Annotated in this window: 23 protein-coding genes; 14 read left to right on the top strand and 9 right to left on the bottom strand. The window is 63.3% G+C overall.

Features of this window, described 5'->3' with window-relative positions; translation table 11 throughout:
• Positions 1–39 precede the first annotated feature (39 nt).
• Complete coding sequence (locus YQ44_RS20810; RefSeq protein ID WP_071325012.1) at positions 40–786, top strand: glycine-rich domain-containing protein; 747 nt, start codon at positions 40–42, stop codon at positions 784–786.
• An 87-nt stretch (positions 787–873) separates the two neighbouring features.
• Here YQ44_RS20810 and YQ44_RS20815 read toward each other — a convergent pair whose 3' ends face one another.
• The 4 genes from YQ44_RS20815 to YQ44_RS20830 form a co-directional block, all read right to left on the bottom strand.
• The gene (locus tag YQ44_RS20815; protein WP_029496207.1) at positions 874–1,113 is read right to left on the bottom strand and encodes a hypothetical protein; all 240 of its coding nucleotides are present in this window, start codon (positions 1,111–1,113) and stop codon (positions 874–876) included.
• A 242-nt stretch (positions 1,114–1,355) separates the two neighbouring features.
• A complete protein-coding gene (locus YQ44_RS20820; RefSeq protein WP_156894930.1) occupies positions 1,356–1,625 on the bottom strand; it encodes a hypothetical protein in 270 nt (89 codons plus the stop codon).
• 214 nt (positions 1,626–1,839) lie between these two features.
• A complete protein-coding gene (locus YQ44_RS20825) occupies positions 1,840–2,100 on the bottom strand; it encodes a hypothetical protein (RefSeq protein ID WP_071325014.1) in 261 nt (86 codons plus the stop codon).
• Positions 2,101–2,184: 84 nt separating this feature from the next.
• Positions 2,185–3,102 carry an SDR family oxidoreductase gene (locus YQ44_RS20830; protein ID WP_071325015.1) on the bottom strand — a complete coding sequence of 306 codons (918 nt, stop codon included), beginning with the start codon at positions 3,100–3,102 and terminating at the stop codon, positions 2,185–2,187.
• A gap of 12 nt (positions 3,103–3,114) precedes the next feature.
• On the opposite strand from YQ44_RS20830, the gene YQ44_RS20835 reads away from it, so the two are divergent.
• From YQ44_RS20835 to YQ44_RS20855, 5 genes are all read left to right on the top strand, one after another.
• The gene (locus YQ44_RS20835; RefSeq protein WP_071325016.1) at positions 3,115–4,140 is read left to right on the top strand and encodes a CDP-6-deoxy-delta-3,4-glucoseen reductase; all 1,026 of its coding nucleotides are present in this window, start codon (positions 3,115–3,117) and stop codon (positions 4,138–4,140) included.
• Between the two features lie 90 nt (positions 4,141–4,230).
• Entirely contained in the window at positions 4,231–5,502 is a 1,272-nt protein-coding gene (locus YQ44_RS20840) for an MFS transporter (protein ID WP_071325017.1), read from the top strand.
• A 38-nt stretch (positions 5,503–5,540) separates the two neighbouring features.
• Entirely contained in the window at positions 5,541–6,206 is a 666-nt protein-coding gene (locus YQ44_RS20845; RefSeq protein WP_071325018.1) for a DUF1345 domain-containing protein, read from the top strand.
• A 253-nt stretch (positions 6,207–6,459) separates the two neighbouring features.
• Positions 6,460–6,837 carry an HPF/RaiA family ribosome-associated protein gene (locus YQ44_RS20850; RefSeq protein ID WP_071325019.1) on the top strand — a complete coding sequence of 126 codons (378 nt, stop codon included), beginning with the start codon at positions 6,460–6,462 and terminating at the stop codon, positions 6,835–6,837.
• Between the two features lie 262 nt (positions 6,838–7,099).
• Entirely contained in the window at positions 7,100–8,065 is a 966-nt protein-coding gene (locus tag YQ44_RS20855) for a GGDEF domain-containing protein (protein WP_071326653.1), read from the top strand.
• 52 nt (positions 8,066–8,117) lie between these two features.
• Here YQ44_RS20855 and YQ44_RS20860 read toward each other — a convergent pair whose 3' ends face one another.
• Positions 8,118–8,741 (bottom strand): DUF5610 domain-containing protein, encoded by a 624-nt coding sequence (locus tag YQ44_RS20860; RefSeq protein WP_071325020.1) that lies wholly within the window; start codon positions 8,739–8,741, stop codon positions 8,118–8,120.
• 168 nt (positions 8,742–8,909) lie between these two features.
• Here YQ44_RS20860 and sbcB point away from each other — a divergent pair, with 168 nt between their 5' ends.
• Positions 8,910–10,358, top strand: coding sequence for an exodeoxyribonuclease I (sbcB, locus tag YQ44_RS20865; protein ID WP_071325021.1), 1,449 nt, complete (start codon positions 8,910–8,912; stop codon positions 10,356–10,358).
• 135 nt (positions 10,359–10,493) lie between these two features.
• On the opposite strand, the gene pyrF is transcribed toward sbcB, so the two are convergent.
• Positions 10,494–11,318 carry an orotidine-5'-phosphate decarboxylase gene (gene pyrF / locus YQ44_RS20870; protein ID WP_071325022.1) on the bottom strand — a complete coding sequence of 275 codons (825 nt, stop codon included), beginning with the start codon at positions 11,316–11,318 and terminating at the stop codon, positions 10,494–10,496.
• A 167-nt stretch (positions 11,319–11,485) separates the two neighbouring features.
• Between pyrF and YQ44_RS20875 the strand changes: the two genes are divergently transcribed.
• The 5 genes from YQ44_RS20875 to YQ44_RS29590 all read left to right on the top strand — a co-directional run bounded on the left by YQ44_RS20875 (position 11,486) and on the right by YQ44_RS29590 (position 15,263).
• Positions 11,486–12,100 (top strand): LemA family protein, encoded by a 615-nt coding sequence (locus YQ44_RS20875; RefSeq protein ID WP_071325023.1) that lies wholly within the window; start codon positions 11,486–11,488, stop codon positions 12,098–12,100.
• Between the two features lies 1 nt (position 12,101).
• Positions 12,102–12,932 carry a TPM domain-containing protein gene (locus YQ44_RS20880; protein WP_071325024.1) on the top strand — a complete coding sequence of 277 codons (831 nt, stop codon included), beginning with the start codon at positions 12,102–12,104 and terminating at the stop codon, positions 12,930–12,932.
• Positions 12,932–13,453, top strand: a complete 522-nt coding sequence (locus YQ44_RS20885) for a TPM domain-containing protein (RefSeq protein ID WP_071325025.1) — start codon at positions 12,932–12,934, stop codon at positions 13,451–13,453. Before YQ44_RS20880 ends, YQ44_RS20885 begins: the two co-directional genes overlap by 1 nt.
• 72 nt (positions 13,454–13,525) lie before the next feature.
• Positions 13,526–14,290 (top strand): SDR family NAD(P)-dependent oxidoreductase, encoded by a 765-nt coding sequence (locus tag YQ44_RS20890; protein WP_071325026.1) that lies wholly within the window; start codon positions 13,526–13,528, stop codon positions 14,288–14,290.
• A 301-nt stretch (positions 14,291–14,591) separates the two neighbouring features.
• Entirely contained in the window at positions 14,592–15,263 is a 672-nt protein-coding gene (locus YQ44_RS29590; RefSeq protein ID WP_232250954.1) for a VanZ family protein, read from the top strand.
• A gap of 20 nt (positions 15,264–15,283) precedes the next feature.
• Here the strand turns inward: YQ44_RS29590 and YQ44_RS20900 are convergent, their stop codons facing one another.
• Positions 15,284–15,574: a hypothetical protein gene (locus YQ44_RS20900; RefSeq protein WP_156894931.1), complete on the bottom strand. Its 291-nt coding sequence runs from the start codon at positions 15,572–15,574 to the stop codon at positions 15,284–15,286.
• Between the two features lie 219 nt (positions 15,575–15,793).
• Here YQ44_RS20900 and YQ44_RS20905 point away from each other — a divergent pair, with 219 nt between their 5' ends.
• Positions 15,794–16,264 (top strand): hypothetical protein, encoded by a 471-nt coding sequence (locus YQ44_RS20905; RefSeq protein WP_156894932.1) that lies wholly within the window; start codon positions 15,794–15,796, stop codon positions 16,262–16,264.
• Positions 16,265–16,969: 705 nt separating this feature from the next.
• On the opposite strand, the gene YQ44_RS20910 is transcribed toward YQ44_RS20905, so the two are convergent.
• Both YQ44_RS20910 and YQ44_RS20915 read right to left on the bottom strand, forming a co-directional pair.
• Positions 16,970–18,112: a M24 family metallopeptidase gene (locus tag YQ44_RS20910; protein WP_071325029.1), complete on the bottom strand. Its 1,143-nt coding sequence runs from the start codon at positions 18,110–18,112 to the stop codon at positions 16,970–16,972.
• Between the two features lie 352 nt (positions 18,113–18,464).
• Entirely contained in the window at positions 18,465–19,982 is a 1,518-nt protein-coding gene (locus YQ44_RS20915) for a dipeptidase (RefSeq protein ID WP_071325030.1), read from the bottom strand.
• A 216-nt stretch (positions 19,983–20,198) separates the two neighbouring features.
• Here YQ44_RS20915 and YQ44_RS20920 point away from each other — a divergent pair, with 216 nt between their 5' ends.
• Positions 20,199–21,197, top strand: a complete 999-nt coding sequence (locus YQ44_RS20920) for an LLM class flavin-dependent oxidoreductase (protein ID WP_071325031.1) — start codon at positions 20,199–20,201, stop codon at positions 21,195–21,197.
• The last annotated feature ends 122 nt before the right edge of the window (positions 21,198–21,319 follow it).

The following is a 21,319-nucleotide window of genomic DNA, read 5'->3' on the forward strand; positions in this document are numbered from 1 at the left end:
CGCCGTACTTTCCCCAACACTGTTTATCAAAGGACATTCATGGATACGAACGACAGTTTCAAGGCAATTGCCGATTTGAATTTGGACGCGATCAAGGTCAAGCTGATGCACCGGGAATCCGGCGAGGGATGGAGCCTAGACAAGGCCAATGCGGTGGAGTTCGAGTATCGCCGCTTCCTCATCCTCATGAAGCAGTTCCCGCAGGAAGAAACGGCGCCGCTGATGGATGTCGACACCTTCTGGCACTATCATATTCTCGACACGCTGAAATATGCGGCCGATTGCCAGCAAGTCTTTGGCTACTTCCTGCACCATTTCCCCTACATCGGCCTGCGCGGCGAAGACGACGAAGCGGCGCACCACCGCGTGGGCGAGCGCATGAAACAGTTGTACGAGCAGACATTCGGCGAAGATTACATCCGTGCAGAGACGGCATATTCGGGACGCGCCGTGCAGGCGGCGTTTTCCAGTGCGGCAGTACAGGCGACGGCATTTTCCAGCGCGGCGGTACAGGCGACCGCATACTCGGGCCGGGCCGTGCAAACGGCATTTTCCAGCGCAGCCGTGCAGGCGACGGCATATTCGGGACGGGCCGTGCAAACGGCGTTTTCCAGTGCAGCGGTGCAAGCGACGGCGTATTCGGGCCGCGCTACCGGTGCCGCGCAAACCGCTTTTTCCAGCGCGCCCGGCAAACTGGCCGCAGCGCTGGTCGAGTCATCCCCGACTGGCCTGGAAACAGGGCGCTTCTATACAGATCGTCCGACTCTGAGCCCGGACACGCAATAGAAAACCGGAAGACAGGTATGGCTGCCGCACGCGGCAAGCTTGACTAACGCAGACGGCACCTCTCAGTTTGCCGTCTGTCAGGCGCTCTTAGGCAGCCATCAACTCGCGCAGCTCACGAATGCTGAAATCGCTGATTTCATGCATGCGGATGAGGATCGTGGCGCCGATCGGCAAGGTGTTGTGACGAATCTTGCTGATAACGGGTGGCGCCACTTCCAGTGCTCGCGACAGGGCGGCATCATTTTTCAGCTGCAGCTTGTCGATGATCGCATCGAGGACGCGATTCGGGTTGTAGGTAGGCAAAGAGGTAATTTGTTTGAGAGACATAATCGAAAATCCGTACTTGTTGTATTAATGCAAAAAGAAACCGAATGTCGCTTTTGCAATAATTCAGGGTAAACACACTAAAAAGCGCCATCACTTATGCGGTTTTTATTCCGCAAACAATATAATACACGCTATTGTTGATTTTTGCGTAACTTAAAGCAAAATTGTGATAATTGAAGAGAATTGACGCACTTGGAATGTGCTAGAGGATAACTCAAAATGGAAAAATTTGCTGCAAGTCATCAATTTTTACGATGAGCAACACCGCTATGCATGAACCAGGCTATGGCCATGAGGGTGCTCAGGCGGGCCATGTCGGCCGATAAATGCCAGCCGCGCGCGGCCACGCCGGCCGGCGTCATGCCCAGGCCGGCGCCCGTCCTGGCATCCACGCGGCACCAGGCCAGTTGCCGGCGGATTTCATCGGGTGGCGGAGGCGGCTGCCGCGCGTGTTCGCGGCGGCGCATGTAGGCACGCACTTGCTCCTTGCTGGGATGACTCATCTGATGCATCAGCTGCTCCCGTCGCGCCGGCGCGTGACCGGCCAGCGCGATGAATTGCGGTAAGAACCATGCCGACACGGCACATGTGACGACATCGCCCACCATATCGCCACGCCGCCCTGACACGTTTGCGCTGCATCAAAGTCCGGGCCCCGGTGTTGCGCCGGGGCGCCGCGGCTTCATGCCAGCGGCGGCCTGAGGAGCGGTCGCCGCTGGCCTGCCGTCATTTCTTTTGCTGGCGTACCCGCTGCTGCTGCTTTTCCTGCGTTTGCTGGCGGTTCTGCTTGCGCTCGAACAGGGTCACCGCATCTTTCTTTGCCTGCTCCACGGTGCGCATTTCCTCATGTGCATCGTGCGGCACGAAAAATTCGGCATCCTGCGCTGCCACGACCAGCTTGATGGCGGCCTCGTCATCGAGGTCATACAGTTCCGTCAGGACGGTGGTGACCTCGTCCAGGTATTCTTCGTAAGTGAGGGTGGTCATGCTGTATTCCTTTAGTAGATGGCGCGCGTCAGGCCCGGCGCGCGGCGCGCCGGCCAGTGCAAAATGCGAAAATAACCGGCCATTTTAACTGATGCCGGCCTTGCCGTCCGACATCGATTGCAAGGCATCGGCCACGCGCGGGTAGCGCAGGCGCACGCCCAGCTCGCGCTTCATGCGGCGATTGTCCATGCGGCGCGACTCGGACATGAACGACAGCAACATCGGCGTGACCGCTTGCTGCAGCGCCGCCCGGGGCAGGCGCGGCGGGCGCGGCAGGCCGAAGGTATCGGCCACGGCATCGAAATATTCCGCCATTTTCAGTTCGCTGTCATCGCTGGCGTGATACATGCGCCCCGGCCTGCCCCGCCACAGGGCCCGCTCGATGATGCGCGCCAGGTCGTCGGCGTGGATATGGTTGGTGTACACGTCATCGGCCTCGGCCAGCGCCGGCGTGCCTTCGCGCAAGCGTTTCAGGGGCAAGCGGTCGTCCGCATAAATGCCGGGCACGCGCAGGATGGCGACGCTGGCGCCGCGGCGCGCGCCCCAGGCCCGCAAGACCTGCTCCGCGTCGACGCGCCGCTTCGCGCGCGCATTGGCCGGCGCCACGGGCCGCGTTTCCGCCACCGTGGCGCCGCCGCAGTCGCCATACACGCCGCTGGTGCTCACATACACCATCCGCGCATGCTCGGGTAAAATGGCGGCCAGATTCCGCGTGCGCCGGTCCAGCAAGCCGGACGACAGGGGCGGCGCCAGGTGCACCACCATGGATGCCAGCCCCGCCAGCCGTTGCAGGCTGGCGCGGTCGTCGAGGTTGGCCACGATGGGCACGGCGCCGGCCGCGCGCAGCTGCGCGCAGCGCCCCGGCTGGCTGGTGACGGCAAAGACGCGAAAGCGCGCGCGCAGCAAGGGCAACAGCCGCATGCCGACGTCGCCACAGCCCAGTATCAGCAGGCGCGGCAGCCCCACCGGCTTGCGCAAAGAATGCATTAACATATTTTTCATCTCAAGGATTGTATGACTTTTCAAGTTACTGTTCAGCCCAGCGGCCACCAATTCAGCTGCGAGGCGGACGAAACCGTGCTGGCGGCAGCGATCCGCGCCGGCGTGGGCTTGCCCTATGGCTGTAAAAACGGCGCCTGCGGCTCCTGCAAGGGCAAGGTTGTCGCCGGCAGCGTACAGCACAAGGCGCACCAGCAGCGCGCCCTGACGCCGGAAGAAGAAGCGGCCGGCTTTTCCCTGTTCTGCTGCGCCACCACGCAAGCCGACCTCGTCATCGAGGCGCGCGAAGTGGCCGGCAGCAGCGACTATCCGATCAAGAAGATGCCGTCGCGCGTGACGACGATCGAGAAAGTGGCGCCCGACGTCGTCGTGCTGACCCTGCAGCTGCCGGCCAGCGAGCGCCTGCAGTACCGCGCCGGACAGTATATCGAATTCATGCTGCGCGACGGCAAGCGCCGCTCGTACAGCATGGCCAGCGCACCGAGCGACGGCGGCCCCGTGACCCTGCACATCCGCCACATCCCGGGCGGCCTGTTCACCGACCAGGTGTTTACCACGCTGAAGGAGCGCGACATCCTGCGCTTCGAAGGGCCGATGGGCACCTTCTTCCTGCGCGACGATTCCGACAAGCCCGTCGTGCTGCTGGCCTCGGGCACGGGCTTCGCCCCGCTGAAAGCCATCGTCGAGCACATGATCCATGCACAGTCGACGCGCCCGATCACCCTGTACTGGGGCGGCCGCCGTCCGCACGACCTGTACATGGATGCGCTGTGCCGCCAGTGGGCCGCCGACTTGCCGCAGTTTACGTATGTACCCGTCGTCTCGGAAGCCTTGCCGGAAGACGCGTGGAGCGGCCGCACGGGCTTCGTGCACCAGGCCGTCATCGCCGACTTGCACGACCTGTCCGGCCACCAGGTATATGCGTGCGGCGCACCGGTGATGGTCGATTCGGCCAAGCGCGATTTCGTGCAGCAATGCGGCCTGCCCGACGACGAGTTCTACGCAGACGCCTTCACCACCGAAGCCGACCTGGCCAAGTAGGCAGCCACCTTCCAGACAGCGGGGCGCTGCTGGTGCGGCGCCCCGCCGCCGCCACGCCGCCCTGCCACCCCGCTGTTCCCTGGAAATATCATGTCTCTCGCCTCCGCCGGCAACGGCTTCAGTATCTTGCGCCACCGCAACTTTGCCTGCTACCTGTCGGCCCGCGTGCTGGGCACGGTGGCCGTGCAGATGCAAAGCGTGGCCATCGGCTGGCAGGTGTATCAGATCACGGGCAGCCTGTTCGACCTGGGCCTGATCGGCCTGGCGCAGTTCGCGCCCTTCCTCGTGCTGATCTTGCCCGCCGGCCACGTCGCCGACCGCTACAACCGCCGCAACATCATCGCCTGGTGCCTGGCGGCGCAGCTGGCGTGCGCGCTGGCCCTGCTGGCGTTCACCGTCAGCGGCCTCGCCATCGTCTGGCCCGTGTTTGCCGTGCTGGTGCTGTTCGGCAGCGCGCGCGCCTTCATGATGCCGGCCACGCAAGCCGTGCTGGTGAACATGGTGCCGACGCAGCACTTCAGCCGCGCCCTGGCACTCAGCTCCTCGAGTTCGCACGTGGCCATCATCCTCGGCCCCACCCTGGGCGGCCTGCTGTACTACTTCGGCCCCAAGGTGGTGTACCTGATCTCGTCCGCGCTGCTGGTCGCGTCCGTCCTGCTGATGCGCGCCACCACGCCGGCGCCGCAACTGGTGAAACGCGAACCCGTCAGCTGGCACACCCTGCTCGAAGGCTTGCGCTTCGTCTGGTCGAAACCGATCGTGCTGGGCGCCATCTCGCTCGACCTGTTCGCCGTGCTGTTCGGCGGCGCCACGGCCCTGCTGCCGGCGCTCGCGCACGACGTGCTGCATATCGGCCCCAGCGGCCTGGGCCTGCTGCGCACGGCGCCCGGCGCTGGCGCGGCCCTGTGCTCGATCGCGCTGGCCTGCTTCCCCATCACGCGCCGGGTCGGCGCCTGGATGTTCGGCGGCGTGGCCGTGTTCGGCCTGGGCACCCTGGTGCTGGGCAGCACCAGCTATTTCCCGCTGGCCCTGGTGGCGCTGTTCCTGATGGGCGCCGGCGACATGGTCAGCGTCTACATCCGTCACCTGCTGGTGCAGTTCGAGACGCCGGACGAGATACGCGGCCGTGTCAGCGCCGTGAATGCCGTCTTCATCGGCGCCTCGAACGAACTGGGCGAGTTCGAATCGGGCCTGACGGCCGGCTGGTTCGGCCTCGTGCGCGCCGTCCTCTTCGGCGGCGCCGCCACCCTGGCCGTGACGGGCGTGTGGGCCGTGCTGTTCCCCGTGCTGTCGCGCATGGACCGCTTCCCCCACCACGAGAAGGAGGCGGCCTCCAGGGCGTCCACCGCGACCACGACTTAAGGGCTAAGATGCGCTATCGCCACTGAGGTCACCGCGCCATGAAAATCACGCTTCCGTTTCACAGCTTCATCCGCAGCCGTCCGCACCTGAGCCTGGCCACCGCCATCGGCGTGGCGGCCGGCCTGCTGCTGCCGGCGTCATGGCAACAGATGACGCGGCTGCTGACGGCCTGGAACGTGGCCGTCTGGTTCTACCTGGCGACCATGGCCTGGATGATGATGCGTGCCAACCATCACAAGGTCAAGGCCATGGCGCAGCGCCAGGATGAACGGGCCGCCACGGTCCTGTCGGCCCTGTCCGTCGCTTCCGTGATGAGCCTGGCAGCCATCATCTCGCAGCTGTCGTCCATGAAGGACATGGCCGCCGATGAGCGGGCCCTACACTACGCGCTCACCATCCTGACCCTGGTCGGCTCGTGGTTCCTCGTCGGCACCCTGTTCTGCTTTCACTATGCGCACCTGTTTTACCAGGCCGACCCCGCACTGCGCCCCCTGAAATTCCCCGACGACGAGCCCGACCCCGATTACTGGGACTTCCTGTATTTCTCGTTCACCATCGCCGTGGCCGTGCAAACGTCGGACGTGTCCGTGCAGACGCGCATGATGCGGCAAATCGTGCTGGGACAATCCGTGCTGAGCTTTTTCTTCAATCTGGTCGTGCTGGGCCTGTCCATCAATATCGCTGCCGGCCTGATTAACGGCTGAAGACGGCGTCAGGGCGGGACTGGCGACGGGCCGCAAAAAATTCCTTGAGGAAACTTGATCTGGCTGTAGGGTTAAGCCCATCTTAATCGTGCAAACCCCTTGAAATTGTAGAAACTGGAGTAAGATAAGTTACATACACGAGGTCATGTGTATGAGGCAAGAACCAGGCGCCGACGCGCCCTGGCAGCGAGCAGCACCGCTGCCGTGCATGGCGCCTGAGATGGGTTTTTTTTGAATTGACAGGAGTAAGCATATGCAAATCAATATTCATACCGACAGCACCATCGCCAACACCGCTGGACTGAACGAACATGTGCAATCCGTACTGGAAGCCGCACTGAACCGCTTCCGCGACAACCTGACCCGCATCGAAGTCCACCTCAGCGATACGAACGGCCCGAAAGGCGGCGCGGACGATATCCGCTGCGTCATGGAAGCACGCGTTGCCGGCTACCAACCAATTGCCGTCACTGAACAAAACGCCACCGTGCACCAAGCCGTTGCCGGCGCCACCGACAAGCTGAAACGCGCCATCGATAGCGCCCTGGGCCGCCTGCAAGACAGCAAGCGCCACGCCACCGGCAAGAATGCCGTGATCGATACGACGGAAGTCGAAGAAGCGGCCGAGTAATTCCCCACCCGCAGTTTTGCCAGAGACCAAGGCAGCCGTTCAAGGCTGCCTTTGCACATCGGGCGCACCGTTTCGCCAGCGGCAACAACGCTATCAAAACCACAAGCATTTCAGCTTATTAACGCGACAATGAAATAATTGTCGTATTTCTCACAGTAAGTGACCTCAAGCAAGCCTTTGCCGTTACGGCCGGGGCAGCTTTACGCTATCATGAAGATACCGGCACGTTGCTCGCGGGCGCCGGCTTTTTGAAAGTATGATTGTGGAACAGATCGGTAACTTTGGCGCTTCAGGCTGCAACATCGGCGATTTACAGCTATTTCGCGATGGGGCGGACAGCCGGACGACCGCCATGCTGGCCCCCTGCCCCGTCATGCGCCTCGAAGCGGGCGAAGCCATTACCGACACGCGCGGCGCCAGCCTGTACATCGTCCTGCGCGGCTCGCTGGCCGTGGCCGCCGACACCCATACGGGCATGGATGACGGCACCGTCAGCAAGGTCTTGCCCGGCGAAAGCGTGGGCGAACAATCGGTGCTCGACGAAGCGAGCAACCTGGCCGCTATTTCCGCACTGGAAGAAACCGACTTGCTGGTGATCGACGCGGCCATCGTCTGGGAATTGATCGAGCAGTCGAACGGCCTGGCGCGCAACCTGCTGCGCCTGCTGTCCTTCCGCATCCGCGCCGCCAACGCCCTGCTGCGCCGCCGGCAGAAACTGGGCGAATTCTACCGCCAGCTATCGATGGTCGACAGCCTGACGGGCCTGTACAACCGCGCCTGGCTGACGGACTTGCTGCCGAATATGATCGTCACGGCCCACGGCAGCGGCGCGCCGCTGTCGCTGATCATGATCGACCTCGACCATTTCAAGCGCTTCAACGACACGCACGGCCACCAGGCGGGCGACCAGGCCCTGCGCATCGCCGCGCAAGTGCTGGGCGCGGCCCTGCGACCGACGGATTTTGCCGTGCGCTACGGCGGCGAGGAATTGATGGTGATCTTGCCCGATACCAATGAAAACGTGGCCCTGCGCGTGGCTCAGCGCCTGTGCGAACGCATGCAGCAAGCCATCATCTTCAACGACATGCGCAGCCCGCTGCCGCACATCACGGGCTCGTTCGGCGTGGCCAGCCTGGCCCGGGAGCAGGACGACCATGGCCTGATCGCGGCGGCCGATGCGGCCCTGTACCGTGCCAAGGCGGCTGGCCGCAATAGAGTAAGCACCTGATGCAGCGTCCATGGCGCCTGCACATGTTCTCGGGCGCCTGACGTCAATCGTCTCAGGCCGCCTTGCTGTCGGCCGGCTTGGCCGGTGCGGCGGCGTCATCCTTCTTGCTGCCGTGCGCGGCGATGAAGTCCGCATAGCCCTTCTGCACCAGCGCATAGGTCTTGTCGATATTGCTGGCGATATCGCCGCCGAGCACCTTCAAGCCCTCGAGGATGTCGCGCGCCTCCTTGAAGCCTTTTTCCATGCCGCCACTGATGGTGTCCATGAACTTGCTCAGGGCGGCATCGTCGTCCAGCTCGGGATTCTGCTTCTTGAATGCGTCAAAAAATCCCGTCGACAGCGATACAATACGGCTCGCCGTCGCTTCGGCGCTATTGTCCTGCGAGACCGCGTTCTGGATCGCGTCGTCGCCGTACTGTCCCTGCAACGCTTCATTGATGCTGGTGATGGCCGATTTGTAGACCAGCGCCAGCGGATCGTTCTGCGCGCCGATCGACACGTTCAGCGATGCCTGCATGATGGATGCGTTCAATTGCAGCTTCGTACGGTCGTTAACGCTCATTTCCGTCTTGCTGGCGTCCTTTTGCTGGACTTTATCGTCCTTGCCGGCAACGCCAGTACTGATGGAACTCACGGAAGCGGCGGAATTGCCGCCTGCGGCGATGGGAATTGACACGATAGGCCTCCTTGAACGGGCAATGTATGACACCATGCGAAAACCGCAACGGTGACTATCCTCTCGTGTAGTATCGGCAGGTTTTCAGAAAACTGTAGCGATGACGCCTTGAGCGGCCCGGACAAAACATTCAGCAACCCATCAGCACACGATAAGCAACGACCATCAATGACTAAGCAGACTTTCCTTTGGCACGACTACGAAACCTTTGGCGTCCAGCCGCGCCGCGACCGCCCGGCCCAGTTCGCCGCTATCCGCACGGATGCCGAACTCAACGAGATCGGCGAACCCATCATGCTGTATTGCCAGCCTGCCAATGATTTCCTGCCCGACCCACAGTCGTGCCTGATCACGGGCATCACGCCGCAGCAATGCCTGCAACTGGGCGTGCCCGAGCACCAGTTCGCCGCCACCATCGAAGCGGCTTTTTCCGAGCCGGGCACCATCGGCGTGGGCTACAACACCATCCGTTTCGACGATGAAGTGACGCGTTTCCTGTTCTGGCGCAACCTGATCGACCCGTATGCGCGCGAATGGAAGAACCATTGCGGCCGCTGGGACATCCTCGACGTCGTGCGCATGACGCACGCGCTGCGTCCGGAAGGCATCGAATGGCCGAAGCGCGACGATGGCCAGACCAGCTTCAAGCTGGAACACCTGAGCAAGGCCAATGGCCTCGTCCACGAAGCGGCGCATGATGCGCTCTCGGACGTGCGCGCCACCATCGCCCTGGCGCGCCTGATCAGGGAAAAACAGCCGAAACTGTTCGAATTCTGCCTGGCCCTGCACAAGAAGGACAAGGTCGCCAGCGAAATGGGCATGCACCTGGCCGCCAGCGAGCGCCAGCCCTTCCTGCACGTGTCGGGCATGTTCCCGGCCGAACGGGGCTGTTTGGGCGTCGTCTGGCCGCTGGCCACGCATCCGAGCAACAAAAATGAAATCCTCGTGTGGGATTGCCAGTACGACCCGCGCGAACTGTTCAGCCTGGATGCGGACACCATCCGCACGCGCCTGTTTACGCGCAAGGACGCCATGCCCGAAGGCATGACGCGCCTGCCCGTGAAAAGCGTACACCTGAACAAGTCGCCCATGCTGGTCGGTAATTTGAAGACCCTGTCGCCTGCCATGGCCGCGCAATGGGGCATCGACGTGGACGCCGCGAAGATCAACGCGCAATTCGCCGCCACGGCGCCGAACATGGACGCCATCTGGGCCGAAGTGTTCCAGCGTCCGGGAGCGAATACCGCGCTGGACGTGGATGAAGATTTGTACAATGGTTTCGTCAGCAACGACGACCGCCGCCTGCTCGAGTCGCTGCGCCGCGAAACGCCGGCCAAGCTGGCCACGGCACGTCCCTCGTTTGCCGACGAGCGCCTGCAGGAACTGCTGTTCCGCTACCGCGCCCGCAATTTCCCGCACACCCTGAGCGAAGCGGAAAGCCTGCGCTGGGAACAGCACCGCGCCGCCCGCCTGTTCGACGGCGACGGCGGCGCCCGCACCATCGAAATGCTGTTTACGGAAATCGACGTACTGTCGGAATCCGTGGATGAGCGGGGGGAGGAAATTCTGGGAGAGTTGTACGACTATGCGGAGATGGTCGCGCCCATGCGCGACTGAAACCCGGGCAGGTCGGATTAGCGAAGCGTAATCCGACAAGTGCCGACGACGACCCATGTCGGCTTACGCCATGCGGCCAAGCCGACCTGCCAATCAAAAATGCCGGGCTAGCCCGGCATTTTTTATGGATGCAACTTAAACCGAACGATGGGCATTGATCGCATCGCGCGTTTCAATCGCCACGCGGCGCGCCGCATCGGCGAAGTCTTCGCCAGCCTGCGGCGTGGCGTAGATGATGGCGCGCGAGGAGCTGATCATCATGCCCATGCCATTGGCCGTCTGGCCCGCGCCGACGGTGGCGGCGATGTCGCCGCCCTGGGCGCCGATGCCGGGCACCAATAAAGGCATGTCGCCGACGATGGCGCGCACCTGTGCCAGTTCCTCCGGGAAGGTGGCGCCGACGACGAGCGCGCACTGGCCGTTCTTGTTCCATTTCTCGGCCACCAGGCGCGCCACGCGCTGGTACAGCGGCACGCCGTCCGTATCGAGGAATTGCAAGTCCGAGCCGCCCGGGTTCGAGGTGCGGCACAGGATGATCACGCCGCGGTCGCTCCACGCCAGGTAGGGGTCGAGCGAATCCTCGCCCATGTAGGGGTTCACGGTGACGGCGTCGGCGCCGTAGCGCTCGAACGCTTCGCGCGCGTATTGCGTGGCTGTGGCGCCGATGTCGCCCCGTTTCGCGTCGAGGATCAGCGGGATGTGCGGGTAATTCTCGCGCACGTAGCGGCAAATGTCTTCCAGCTGTTTTTCCGCGCCCAGCGCGCCGAAATACGCGATCTGCGGCTTGAAGGCGCAGGCCAGGTCGGCCGTGACATCGATGATGCGCGTGCAAAAGGTGGTGATTCCATCGGGCAAGTCGCGCAATTCGGCCGGCAGTTTCGCCAGGTCGGGGTCCAGTCCCACGCACAGCAGGGAATTATTGGCCGTCCACGCGGCGGATAATTTATTGATGAAATTCACGGCACACCTTCTCTATATTCAGTTGCAAACCCCGTATTGTAACGCGGCGCGGGCTTGCCACGGCAGTCCGCGCCCGCGCCGAAGCGGTCTGGAGCGCTTATTAAACCAACATCTTGTGCCGTTTCAGGTATATTTGCCTCACCTCCCCTTTACGCACGGAACCCATCATGCAAATCACCAATCAATTCACCAAATGGCTGCGCCTGGCGCTGAGCGTCACCGTCCTGGCCGGCGTCCTGACGGGCTGCGGCTACAACGACTTCCAGAGCAAGGACGAGGCAACCAAGGCCGCCTGGGGCGAAGTGGTCAACCAGTACCAGCGCCGCGCCGACCTGATCCCCAACCTGGTGAACACCGTCAAGGGCTATGCCACGCACGAACGGGAGACGCTGGAAGCGGTGACCAAGGCGCGCGCCGCCGCCACCAGTTTCCAGATCACGCCGGAAGTACTGAACGATCCGGCCGCGTTTGAAAAGTTCCAGCAAGTGCAGGGGCAACTGTCGTCTGCCCTGTCGCGCCTGATGGTGGTGTCCGAGAAATACCCGGACTTGAAGGCCGACACCAGCTTCCGCGACTTGCAGTCGCAGCTGGAAGGCACGGAAAACCGCATCACCGTGGCGCGCCAGCGTTACATTACCGCCGTGCAAGACTACAACGTGCATGCGCGCAGCTTCCCGAACAACCTGACGGCCATGGTCTTCGGCTACAAGGTCAAACCATCGTTCACGGTGGAAAATGAGAAGGCCATCTCGACCGCGCCAACCGTCGATTTCGGCAAATAAGATGAAAGCCTGGTCTTATCTGGTGGCGCTGGCGACAGCGCTGCTGCTGTGCACCAGCCTGCCCGCCAGCGCGCAGGAGCTCGTGCCCGTGCCGCCGCTGGCGGCGCGCGTGACGGACGACGCCGGCATGCTGGACGCCAAGCAAAACGCGGCGCTGGAAGCCGTGCTGGCCGATTACGAAGCCAAGACGGGCAGCCAGATCGCCGTGCTGCTGGTCAAGAGCACGGCGCCGGAAGCGATCGAGCAATACAGCATCCGCGTGACGGATGCGTGGAAGCTGGGCCGCAAGGGCGTCGACGACGGCGTGCTGCTGATGGTGGCGAAGGACAACCCGTCCGCCCTGCGCCGCCTGCGCATCGAGGCGGGCCGCGGCGTGCAGGGCGTGCTGACGGATGCGCAATCGAAACGCATCCTGCAGGATGTCATCGCGCCGCATTTCAAGCAGGATGACTATTACGGCGGCCTGGTGGCCGGCATCGGCGCGATAGCCACCTTGCTGAACCAGGAGCAATTTCCCGCGCCTGCCCAGCAGCAGGCGCCGCGCACGGTGGAAGCGGGCGGCCTGACCTTCTGGCTGCCGCTGCTGTTCTTCGGCTTCCTCGTCGTGCTGACCCTGTTCCGCTCGCGCGGAGGACCGACGCGGCTGCAGCGCGGCAGCAACTGGTCCAGCGGCGCCACCGGCGTCGTGCTGGGCAGCATCCTCAGCCAGGCGCTGAACAACCGCGGCGGTGGCGGCTTCGGCGGCGGCGGTTTTGGCGGTGGCGGGGGCGGCGGTGGTTTCGGTGGCGGCGGCGGCGGTTTTGACGGCGGCGGCGCCTCGGGAGATTGGTAATGACGAAACAACTGACATTCGGACAGCGCTGCGGGCGCGCCTTGAAGCATTTGCGGGGCACGCCGGCCACGGGACGCCAGGCTTTCCCGGAAAGCACCTTGCAAGCCATCGAGACGGCCATCGCCGACGGTGAACAGATGCACCAGGCGGAAGTGCGGCTGATCGTCGAGGCGGCCCTCACACCGGGCATGGCGTACCAGGGCGTGAGCAACCGCGAACGGGCGCGCGAACTGTTCGCCCAGTATGGCGTATGGGACACGGAAGATAATGTGGGCGTGCTGATCTACATCAACCTGGCCGAACACCAGGTCGATATCGTGGCCGACCGCAACGTGGGCCGCCGCGTCACGCCGGAGCAGTGGCAAGCTGTGTGCCGCACCATGACCAAAGGGTTTAAGGATGGCAACTACCACGACAGCACCCTGGATGCCTTGCAGCAGCTAAACAGCTTGCTGCAAAGCCACTTCCCCGCCAATGGCACGCGCGGCAACCAGTTGCCGAACGAACCCATCCTCCTCTGAATGGCGGGCAGGGATTAGAATCTGCCATTGCCGCGCACAATGGCAGCGCGCCCCACCCGCCGAGGAGAACACATGAAACTGATCAATAAAACCGCCATCGTCACGGGCGCCACGCAAGGCATCGGCCTGGCGTGCGCCAGCCGCCTGCTCGCCGAAGGGGCGCAGGTGATGCTGGTCGACATCAAGGAAGAAGGCGCGCAAGCGGCGGCCGCCCTCGGTCCGCAGGCGCGCTTCTTCTGCGCCGACGTCAGCCAGAAGGCGGACGTGGACGCCATGCTGAAGGAAACCCTGGCCCAGTTCGGCCACATCGATATCCTCGTCAACAATGCGGGCGTGACGCACGCGGCCGATTTCCTCGATGTCTGCGAAGACGATTTCGACAGGGTCATGCGCATCAACCTGAAGTCGATGTTCCTGTGCGGCCAGGCCGTGGCGCGCGAAATGGTCAAGCGCAACAGCGGCTGCATCATCAATATGTCCAGCGTCAATGCGGAGCTGGCGATCCCGAACCAGGTGCCCTACGTTGTGTCGAAGGGCGCCATCAACCAGCTGACCAAGGTCATGGCCTTGAATCTCGCCCCGTACGGCGTGCGCGTGAACGGCATCGGGCCGGGCACCATCCTGACGGAACTGGCCAAGCAGGCTGTGCTGTCCAGTCCGGAGGCGCGCCACACGATCTTGTCGCGCACGCCGCTGGGCCGCTGCGGCGAACCGGAAGAAGTGGCCGGCATCGCCGCCTTCCTGGCCAGCGACGACGCCACCTACATGACGGGCCAGACCATCTATGTGGACGGCGGACGCATGGCGCTCAATTACACGGTAGCCGTGAAGGAATAAGCGCAGCACGCATCAAGTTATATCAAAAATCAATAATAGATATCTGAAAATACCATTAGACACATATAGTGCGACGCAGCATAATGCACCTGTCTCCACTATTCTCCTCCAAGAAAATAGTTTTAAGCCCGCTTTCACCAGCGGGCTTTTTTTTGCTGCCACTCCTGCAACATGGCTATTCTTGCCACCTCCCATCCTCGCCTAAAATAAAATCGCGCCCTCGCAAAAAATGTTGCGGCGTGTCATAGGCCCGTCATTTTCGCCCCCTATACTTGCTTCATCTGCTGTACAGGCAACCGATATGCCTGACTACAGACAGGTGTGCCGCCATGGCACACCACTCCCTTTCATGACCATGGCGCGCACCGGCAAGGCGGGCGACAAGGTTAGTACCGAGCAACTCTCACTCTTGACCCATTTCATTTGGGTTTTTGGCCCGCGCCCCCGCGGGCCTTTTTTTTGCCAGCGATACACATCCTTGCGCAAAAACACGACCGTCCCTCCCGCCCATGATATTGTTCGCTTCCTTATGCTTTCCTTCACGACCATGTTCCCGCCCCTGCTCCAGCTGTGTTTTGCCGACCGATACGAACGCCTGCGCTACCGCACCGCGCTGCTGTTGTACGTACTGGTGATCCTGATCGGCGATATCCCCGGCGTGCGCGCCGACGTCGGCCAATATGCCTCGGGCGGCGTGCTGCATTCCGTCGGCTACGGCGTGCTGGCGCTGATTCTGTTCAGCGGCACGGGCGGCAGCATGGGCCGCCGCGCGCTGCTGTCGATCCTGATGGTAACGGCCATGGGCGCGCTCGACGAGTTCATCCAGAGTTTCCTGCCCTACCGCCGTGGCGCAGTCCAGGATTGGATGGTCGATATCACGGCCGCGGTCGCCGTTACCCTGCCGCTGTGTTTCCTCTGGCCCAAAATGGTCGCCGCCGCGCTGGGCCAGGCAAGGCCGTTGCCAGAAGCTTAGTGCCTGGCGCGCAGCCGGCATCAAGCGCGTTCGTTGTTGTCGCTGCCGAGCAATTCCAGCGGCAGTTGTTCCTGGCTGCGCGCGCTACGCGTGCCCATGCGCCGCATCAGGGCGCGCATCTCGCGCCGGCTGCCGGCGCCCAGGGCGCGCGCCGCGTCGCGCTGCATGTCCAGCAACTGTTCCGAACGCGCCAGCCGCACCAGGCCATGCAAGGCCTGTGCCAACACATGGCGCGCACGGGCATCGCGCGCGGTGCCGATAATGGCCAGCACCAACTCATCAATCAGCTTTACGGTAGGACCTGATGACATTTTTTCTCCTGGTTCAACAGTGAGGAAACGTGCGCACGCACGAAGGGTTTTCGTGAGCATCATTTATACCAAGCACGACAGTCAGCCGCTTGATCTAGCTCAATCGACAATGACAGGCAGCGAACATCTTCCATCCACCGCGCTCTTATATGCAGCTATTGCCGATATCCGCATCGCCGTTGGTGCCGATCCCGAATGTTCGACCATGAGGAGACCAAGATGAGATCACAAACCCCTTTGCTGCTGACTGGCATGCTGTGCGCGCTGCTGGCCGCCTGCCATGCCACGGACGATGCCGGCCTGGCCCGTAGCAACAGCGGCGTAATCTATGCCGCGCCCGCCGCCACGACGCCACAAAGCACGCCAGCCAGCACCGCCACCAGTACCGCCACCGATACCAGCAACATGAGCAACGACACCGCGCCAGCCACCCTGAATATCAGCTCGGCCACCGTGCAATCGATAGAAACCGTGCCGCGCGGCATGGATCAGGGCAGTGGCGACATGCAGGCGGGTACATCGGGCACTGCGGGCACCGGCAGCAGCGCTGGCGCCGCCGGCAACATGCTGTACCGCGTCACCCTGCGCCTGGACGACGGCACGACGCGCACCTTTGTGCAAAACACCCAGCCCGCTTTCCAGATCGGCGAACGGGTCAGCGTGCAACGGGGCGTGATGCAACGCTATTGACCGGGGCGCCGGTGCCATGCATCGGGCCGGCTATCCGCGCCGCTGGCGCCTGGCACGTGAGGCTTGGGGCTTGGGGAAAGTGACAGTCGGACGGGCGACAGTCGCAAGTGACGGCACCCGGTAGCCATCCGGTACTTGCCGGCGCGACAGCGACAGTGCTGCTGCGGCGGCGTGGCAGCGTCGGCTGCAACTGCGGTTGCTGCTACAACTGCGGTTGCGGTTGCGGTTGCGGTTGCGGTTGCGGTTGCGGTTGCGGTTACCTGTTGCTGTTGCGGTTACTACTGTGGTTGTGGTTGTGGTTGTGGTTGTGGTTGTGGTTGCTGCTGTGGTTGCTGCAGCAACTGCTGCAACTGAAATCTTGCACCTGAAGCGACCGCCGGTCATGACAAGGCAAGGCATGGTTCGGTACGCCTGTTGCGGATGGTGCGGATGGACGGGTACCGTATCAGCCTCAAACCCTCAAACCGGCCTCTCAAACAAACGGCCGCACTGATTTAGAGCTTAATTTAAAGCTTAAAGAGCTTAAAGAGCTTAAAGCGAAAGCGCCTGGCCGGATTCAAGCCGAGCCCCGCTCGGCTTGACTAGGCTCGGATTGGCAAGGCTGGACTCGGTTTGGTTTGGTTTGGTTTGGTTTGGTTTGGTTTGGCTCGGTTTGGTTTGACTCGGTTTGACTCGGTCTGGTCTGGTTTGCCTGGCCTGGTAGCGCTAAGCCAATGCCAGTGTCAATGGCCGGCTACGCCCCTGCACGACGGTGGAGGGCCAGGCAGGGTCATGCGTCAGGTTATGCAATTGGTTGGCGTCGAGCAGGAAGGTGTCTTCCACCGTGCTGCCAGGCAGGCTGGGGTGAAACGCCAGCGCCATGCCGCGCTTCAGGATGATTTCCGTATGCGCGCCGGCAGCCACTTCGGGCGCCAGGTAGCCATGAATGCCGCCCTGGCGGCTGGTGCGCACCGTATCGGGCTGGCCTGCATATGCATAGGCGCTGTCGAGCGCGTGATACACCATGCTCAGCGCATGGCCCGCCTCGCACGCGTCCAGGGCCACGGCTTCCAGCGCCAGCATGGCCGCATCGGCGTCGTCCATGCCGCCCGCCGCCCCCGCCGTGCCCGTGCTCATGCCCGTGCTCAATGTGGGGCCGAAGCGCCGTTGACGGCTCAGGCTCGCGCACAGGCCAAAACGCCGCGCGCACAGGGCCAGCACGGCGTGCGAACCGAGAGCGTCATGGGCAGCCGGTGCACGGCGATAACGCTGCTGACGCTCGGCCCCCGAAGCCAGCACGTGCACGGCTTGCAAGCCGCGCAGCCACAGGGCGCGCACGCACGCGGCGGCCAGTTCCCGCTCGCTCCACTCGGGGCGGGCCTGGCGCAGTGCGTCCGCTGCCGCGCTGGCGGCCAGCTGGCCCACTTGCCGGTAGCGCGACTGCTCCGATTCCAGCAGCACCAGCCGCTCTTCGCGCAAGGCCACGGGCAAGCTGCGTTCATGCAGTCCGGGCCGATCAGACAAGATCGGCGCGCCACCGGCTACATGCTGCACGAAATGCTCGCGCAATTCATACAGTTGGGGCTGCATCCATGGCGACACTTGCCACGTCCACGGCCCGCGCACTTCCTCTTCGCGCATGCGCATGGCTTCAGCCTCGTCAGTCAGGATGTAAGCGGCGTCGCGCGTCACCAGCACCTCCGCACAGCCGCACTCGGCTGTCTGGCAATGGCTGTTCGACGCGCCCGCCGTGGCCCAGGCAAACCAGTCCACGCCGCGCAGGCGCACGGCACCGGCACGCTGGTCTTCCAGCCAGCCGCGCATCTGCGCCAGCTTGTGCGCCACTTCCAGTTCCAGCGGCCAGTTCATGATCGCTCTCCATCCGGGGCCAGCCGCAACGCTGTCCCGCCTGCCACGCCTGCCCGGCCCACCGCCAGCCGGACGTCCTGTTTGCTATGCATACCTGCCCCCTTCCCACATGGAAACGTATGACACGCATGCATGCAAAAAGTTCGGCAGCCGGCGTTGTCCCAGGGTTGCAGTCTATGCCGCCAGCCTTTTTTTTCAAGCCTTGGCGCCTATCCCGCCAGATAAATACCTGCACTGCCGACGGCCCGCCGAAGCGGGGAGTCGTCGCGTGGCCTGCCCCGTTTCCTCCTCGCGTCCTGTCCGCATCCAGGCCAAACAGGCCGCAGAAGACGCTGCCTGCCGTGACAGGTTCTTATTGCGCCAGCTCAATGAGCACGGCCGTGTACATCTGCAAGTTCAACAACAACTGCTTTTCCGTGATGAATTCGTGTTCGGAATGCCCCGTGTACACCGTATGCGGCATGGCCGGGCCAAAGCTGACGGCGTTCGGGAACAGCCGCGAATTGGTGCCGCCGCCGATAGCCACCGGTTGCGGATCGGCGATGCCCGTGTAGTGCGAAAAGACGGACAGCAGGGTGGGGATCTGCGGCGCCGCCGTCTGCAACCACGGTTCGCCGATCTGCACCTGCAAGGTGGCCGGCACATGTCGCCGCGCCTTCCAGCCATCGAACGCGGCCGTCACCTGCTGCTGCAGCACGGCCGCCGTCTTGCCTTGCGGACGGCGCAGGTTGATATTCAGTTCCAGTTCGCCGCCATTCTGCTTGAGCACGGTCGGCGCCACCGTCATCGGCCCCATGAAGCCATCGCGGTAGGCGATCTGGCCAAAGCGCTCGCCGTGGATGCCCGTGCCCACCAGTTCATTCAGGAACGACAGCATGTCGGCCGCCTGCGTGCCCTGCCATGGCCGCACGGCCAGCGCGTCGGCCAGCATGCTGATGGCGTTGACGCCATCCTCCGGCTTCGACGAGTGGGCCGACACGCCCAGCGCCGTCACCGTCAGGGTGTCGCCGTCCCGCGCGTAGCTGTAGCGCACGCCCTGTTGCGCCTGCGCCCGCGCGCGGATGGCCGCTTCCAGCGCTGGCGGCGCGTGCGCGATGACGGCGCTCGCATCTTCCGGGATCTGGCTGCCGAAAAAGCCGCCCGTCAAGCGCGTCAGCACGGGGCCGCCGCCCACCGGCAAGGCCGTGCGCGGCGGCAGGGTCAGCTTGATCGAACCGTAGCCCTTCTCGGCCGTCACCACCGGGTATTCCGCGTCGATGGTGATATTCACCTGCGGCGGCGTATGGGTCTTGAGGAACTGTTTCAATGGCTCCCAGTCCGACTCCTCGGCCATGTAGACGTACAGTTCGATGCGCTTGCTCAGCGGGACTTTCTTATCCTGGATGGCCTTCATCGCATACAGGGCCGTGGCGATCGGGCCCTTGTCGTCTTCCGTGCCCCGTCCCAGCAGCTTGCCCGGCTCGCTGGTGCGGTCCAGCTCGAACGGCGAACGGGCCCACTTGGCGGGATTCACCGGTTGCACGTCGCCGTGCGTGATGACGCCCACGCGCTCGCTGCCACTGCCCATGCCGATGATCACCACATGGCCGTGATCGTGAAAATCAAAGCCGAGGCGCTGCGCCTCTTGCGCCAGGTAGCGCTTGAAGCCCGTGTGCTGGGGATTGTCGGCAAACGGCACGGCCGGGTCGGCCACCGTGTTGTAGCTGACCATCTTCGCCAGGCTGGCGATCAGCGGTTCGGGATAGGTGGCCAGCGCATGGCGGGCCGTTTCCTGCGCCTGCGCACTGACGGGCGCGGCGTGGGCGGCAAGCGGGAAGGCGGACTGCAGCAGCAGGGTCAGCAGGGTCAGCAAGACGGGTTTCTTGGTCATGGCGAGGGGTGTAGGGTTGGGAGGCCCACTCTAGCATTGCTGTCATGAATTTCCAATCAAGGCGAGTTTTTTACCGATCAGTACGCAAATTCCCGATTCGCATTATCATGTGCACAGCCTGTCTTCCCCGCCATGCTGTTGTGGCTGACCCTGCTGTCGTCAGGGGATAGACAAATCGTCCATTGTGATTTTCCACCACGTCCCGATATCGCTACCATGATTCCATTTTCCATACTCGACCTGGCCCCCATCGCCGAAGGCAGCGACGCCAGCCAGTCGTTCAAGAACACGCTCGACCTGGCGCAGCACGGCGAACGCTGGGGCTACAACCGCTACTGGCTGGCCGAACACCACGGCATGCCCGGCATCGCCAGCGCCGCCACGGCCGTCGTGATCGCCCATGTGGCGGCCGGCACGAAAACCATCCGCGTGGGCGCGGGCGGCGTCATGCTGCCGAACCATTCGCCGCTGGTCATCGCGGAACAGTTCGGCACCCTGGAAGCGCTGCATCCTGGCCGCATCGACCTGGGCCTGGGCCGCGCCCCCGGTTCCGACCAGACGACGGCGCGCGCCCTGCGCCGCGACCTGCAGTCCGATGCGGAACAGTTCCCGCAGGACGTGCTGGAATTGATCGACTATATGTCCGACGAGCCGCGCCAGCGCGTGCTGGCCGTGCCCGGCAAGGGCGCGAAAGTGCCCGTGTGGATACTCGGCTCGAGCCTGTTCGGCGCCCAGCTGGCGGCCCACCTGGGCTTGCCATATGCGTTTGCCTCGCATTTCGCACCGCAAATGATGCTGCAAGCCGTGGCCTATTACCGCGAACACTTCAAGCCTTCAAAACAGTTGGCGAAACCCTACGTGATGCTGGGTTTCAACGTGTTTGCCGCCGACACGGATGCGGAAGCGCACTTGCGCGCCACGTCGATGCAGCAGGCGTTCGTGAACTTGCGCACGGGGCGCCCGTCGCGCTTGCAACCACCGGTGCCAGGTTACCTGGAGCAGCTGGGCCCGCAGGAACGCGCCATGCTCGATTCCGTCCTGTCATGCACGGCCATCGGCGCGCCAGACACGGTGAAGGCAAAGATGGCCGCCTTCATCGCCGAAACGGGCGCCGACGAGCTGATGATCACCTCGCAGATTTTCGAGCATCAGCACCGGCTGCGCTCGTACGAAATCACGGCGCAAGTGCACGCGGAACTGGCGCGCCAGTCATAACAACGCTGCCCAGTCTGTCGCGGGCGCAAGCGCGTGGCCGACGAGACCCTGCACCATGCTGATGCGTGGAACCGCCGAGGCAGCGGGCAATGCAGGCCGCCGAAGCACGCAATCGGCACGCT

Origin of the sequence: Janthinobacterium sp. 1_2014MBL_MicDiv (assembly GCF_001865675.1) — a bacterium.
Taxonomy (GTDB): domain Bacteria; phylum Pseudomonadota; class Gammaproteobacteria; order Burkholderiales; family Burkholderiaceae_D; genus Janthinobacterium.

Coding starts and splice junctions, on each gene's coding strand:
- YQ44_RS20810 (WP_071325012.1), top strand. CDS start 40: ATGGATACGAACGACAGTTTCAAGGCAATTGCCGATTTGAATTTGGAC.
- YQ44_RS20815 (WP_029496207.1), bottom strand. CDS start 1,113: ATGTCTCTCAAACAAATTACCTCTTTGCCTACCTACAACCCGAATCGC.
- YQ44_RS20820 (WP_156894930.1), bottom strand. CDS start 1,625: ATGCATCAGATGAGTCATCCCAGCAAGGAGCAAGTGCGTGCCTACATG.
- YQ44_RS20825 (WP_071325014.1), bottom strand. CDS start 2,100: ATGACCACCCTCACTTACGAAGAATACCTGGACGAGGTCACCACCGTC.
- YQ44_RS20830 (WP_071325015.1), bottom strand. CDS start 3,102: ATGAAAAATATGTTAATGCATTCTTTGCGCAAGCCGGTGGGGCTGCCG.
- YQ44_RS20835 (WP_071325016.1), top strand. CDS start 3,115: ATGACTTTTCAAGTTACTGTTCAGCCCAGCGGCCACCAATTCAGCTGC.
- YQ44_RS20840 (WP_071325017.1), top strand. CDS start 4,231: ATGTCTCTCGCCTCCGCCGGCAACGGCTTCAGTATCTTGCGCCACCGC.
- YQ44_RS20845 (WP_071325018.1), top strand. CDS start 5,541: ATGAAAATCACGCTTCCGTTTCACAGCTTCATCCGCAGCCGTCCGCAC.
- YQ44_RS20850 (WP_071325019.1), top strand. CDS start 6,460: ATGCAAATCAATATTCATACCGACAGCACCATCGCCAACACCGCTGGA.
- sbcB (WP_071325021.1), top strand. CDS start 8,910: ATGACTAAGCAGACTTTCCTTTGGCACGACTACGAAACCTTTGGCGTC.
- YQ44_RS20875 (WP_071325023.1), top strand. CDS start 11,486: ATGCAAATCACCAATCAATTCACCAAATGGCTGCGCCTGGCGCTGAGC.
- YQ44_RS20880 (WP_071325024.1), top strand. CDS start 12,102: ATGAAAGCCTGGTCTTATCTGGTGGCGCTGGCGACAGCGCTGCTGCTG.
- YQ44_RS20885 (WP_071325025.1), top strand. CDS start 12,932: ATGACGAAACAACTGACATTCGGACAGCGCTGCGGGCGCGCCTTGAAG.
- YQ44_RS20890 (WP_071325026.1), top strand. CDS start 13,526: ATGAAACTGATCAATAAAACCGCCATCGTCACGGGCGCCACGCAAGGC.
- YQ44_RS29590 (WP_232250954.1), top strand. CDS start 14,592: ATGCCTGACTACAGACAGGTGTGCCGCCATGGCACACCACTCCCTTTC.
- YQ44_RS20900 (WP_156894931.1), bottom strand. CDS start 15,574: ATGTCATCAGGTCCTACCGTAAAGCTGATTGATGAGTTGGTGCTGGCC.
- YQ44_RS20905 (WP_156894932.1), top strand. CDS start 15,794: ATGAGATCACAAACCCCTTTGCTGCTGACTGGCATGCTGTGCGCGCTG.
- YQ44_RS20910 (WP_071325029.1), bottom strand. CDS start 18,112: ATGAACTGGCCGCTGGAACTGGAAGTGGCGCACAAGCTGGCGCAGATG.
- YQ44_RS20915 (WP_071325030.1), bottom strand. CDS start 19,982: ATGACCAAGAAACCCGTCTTGCTGACCCTGCTGACCCTGCTGCTGCAG.
- YQ44_RS20920 (WP_071325031.1), top strand. CDS start 20,199: ATGATTCCATTTTCCATACTCGACCTGGCCCCCATCGCCGAAGGCAGC.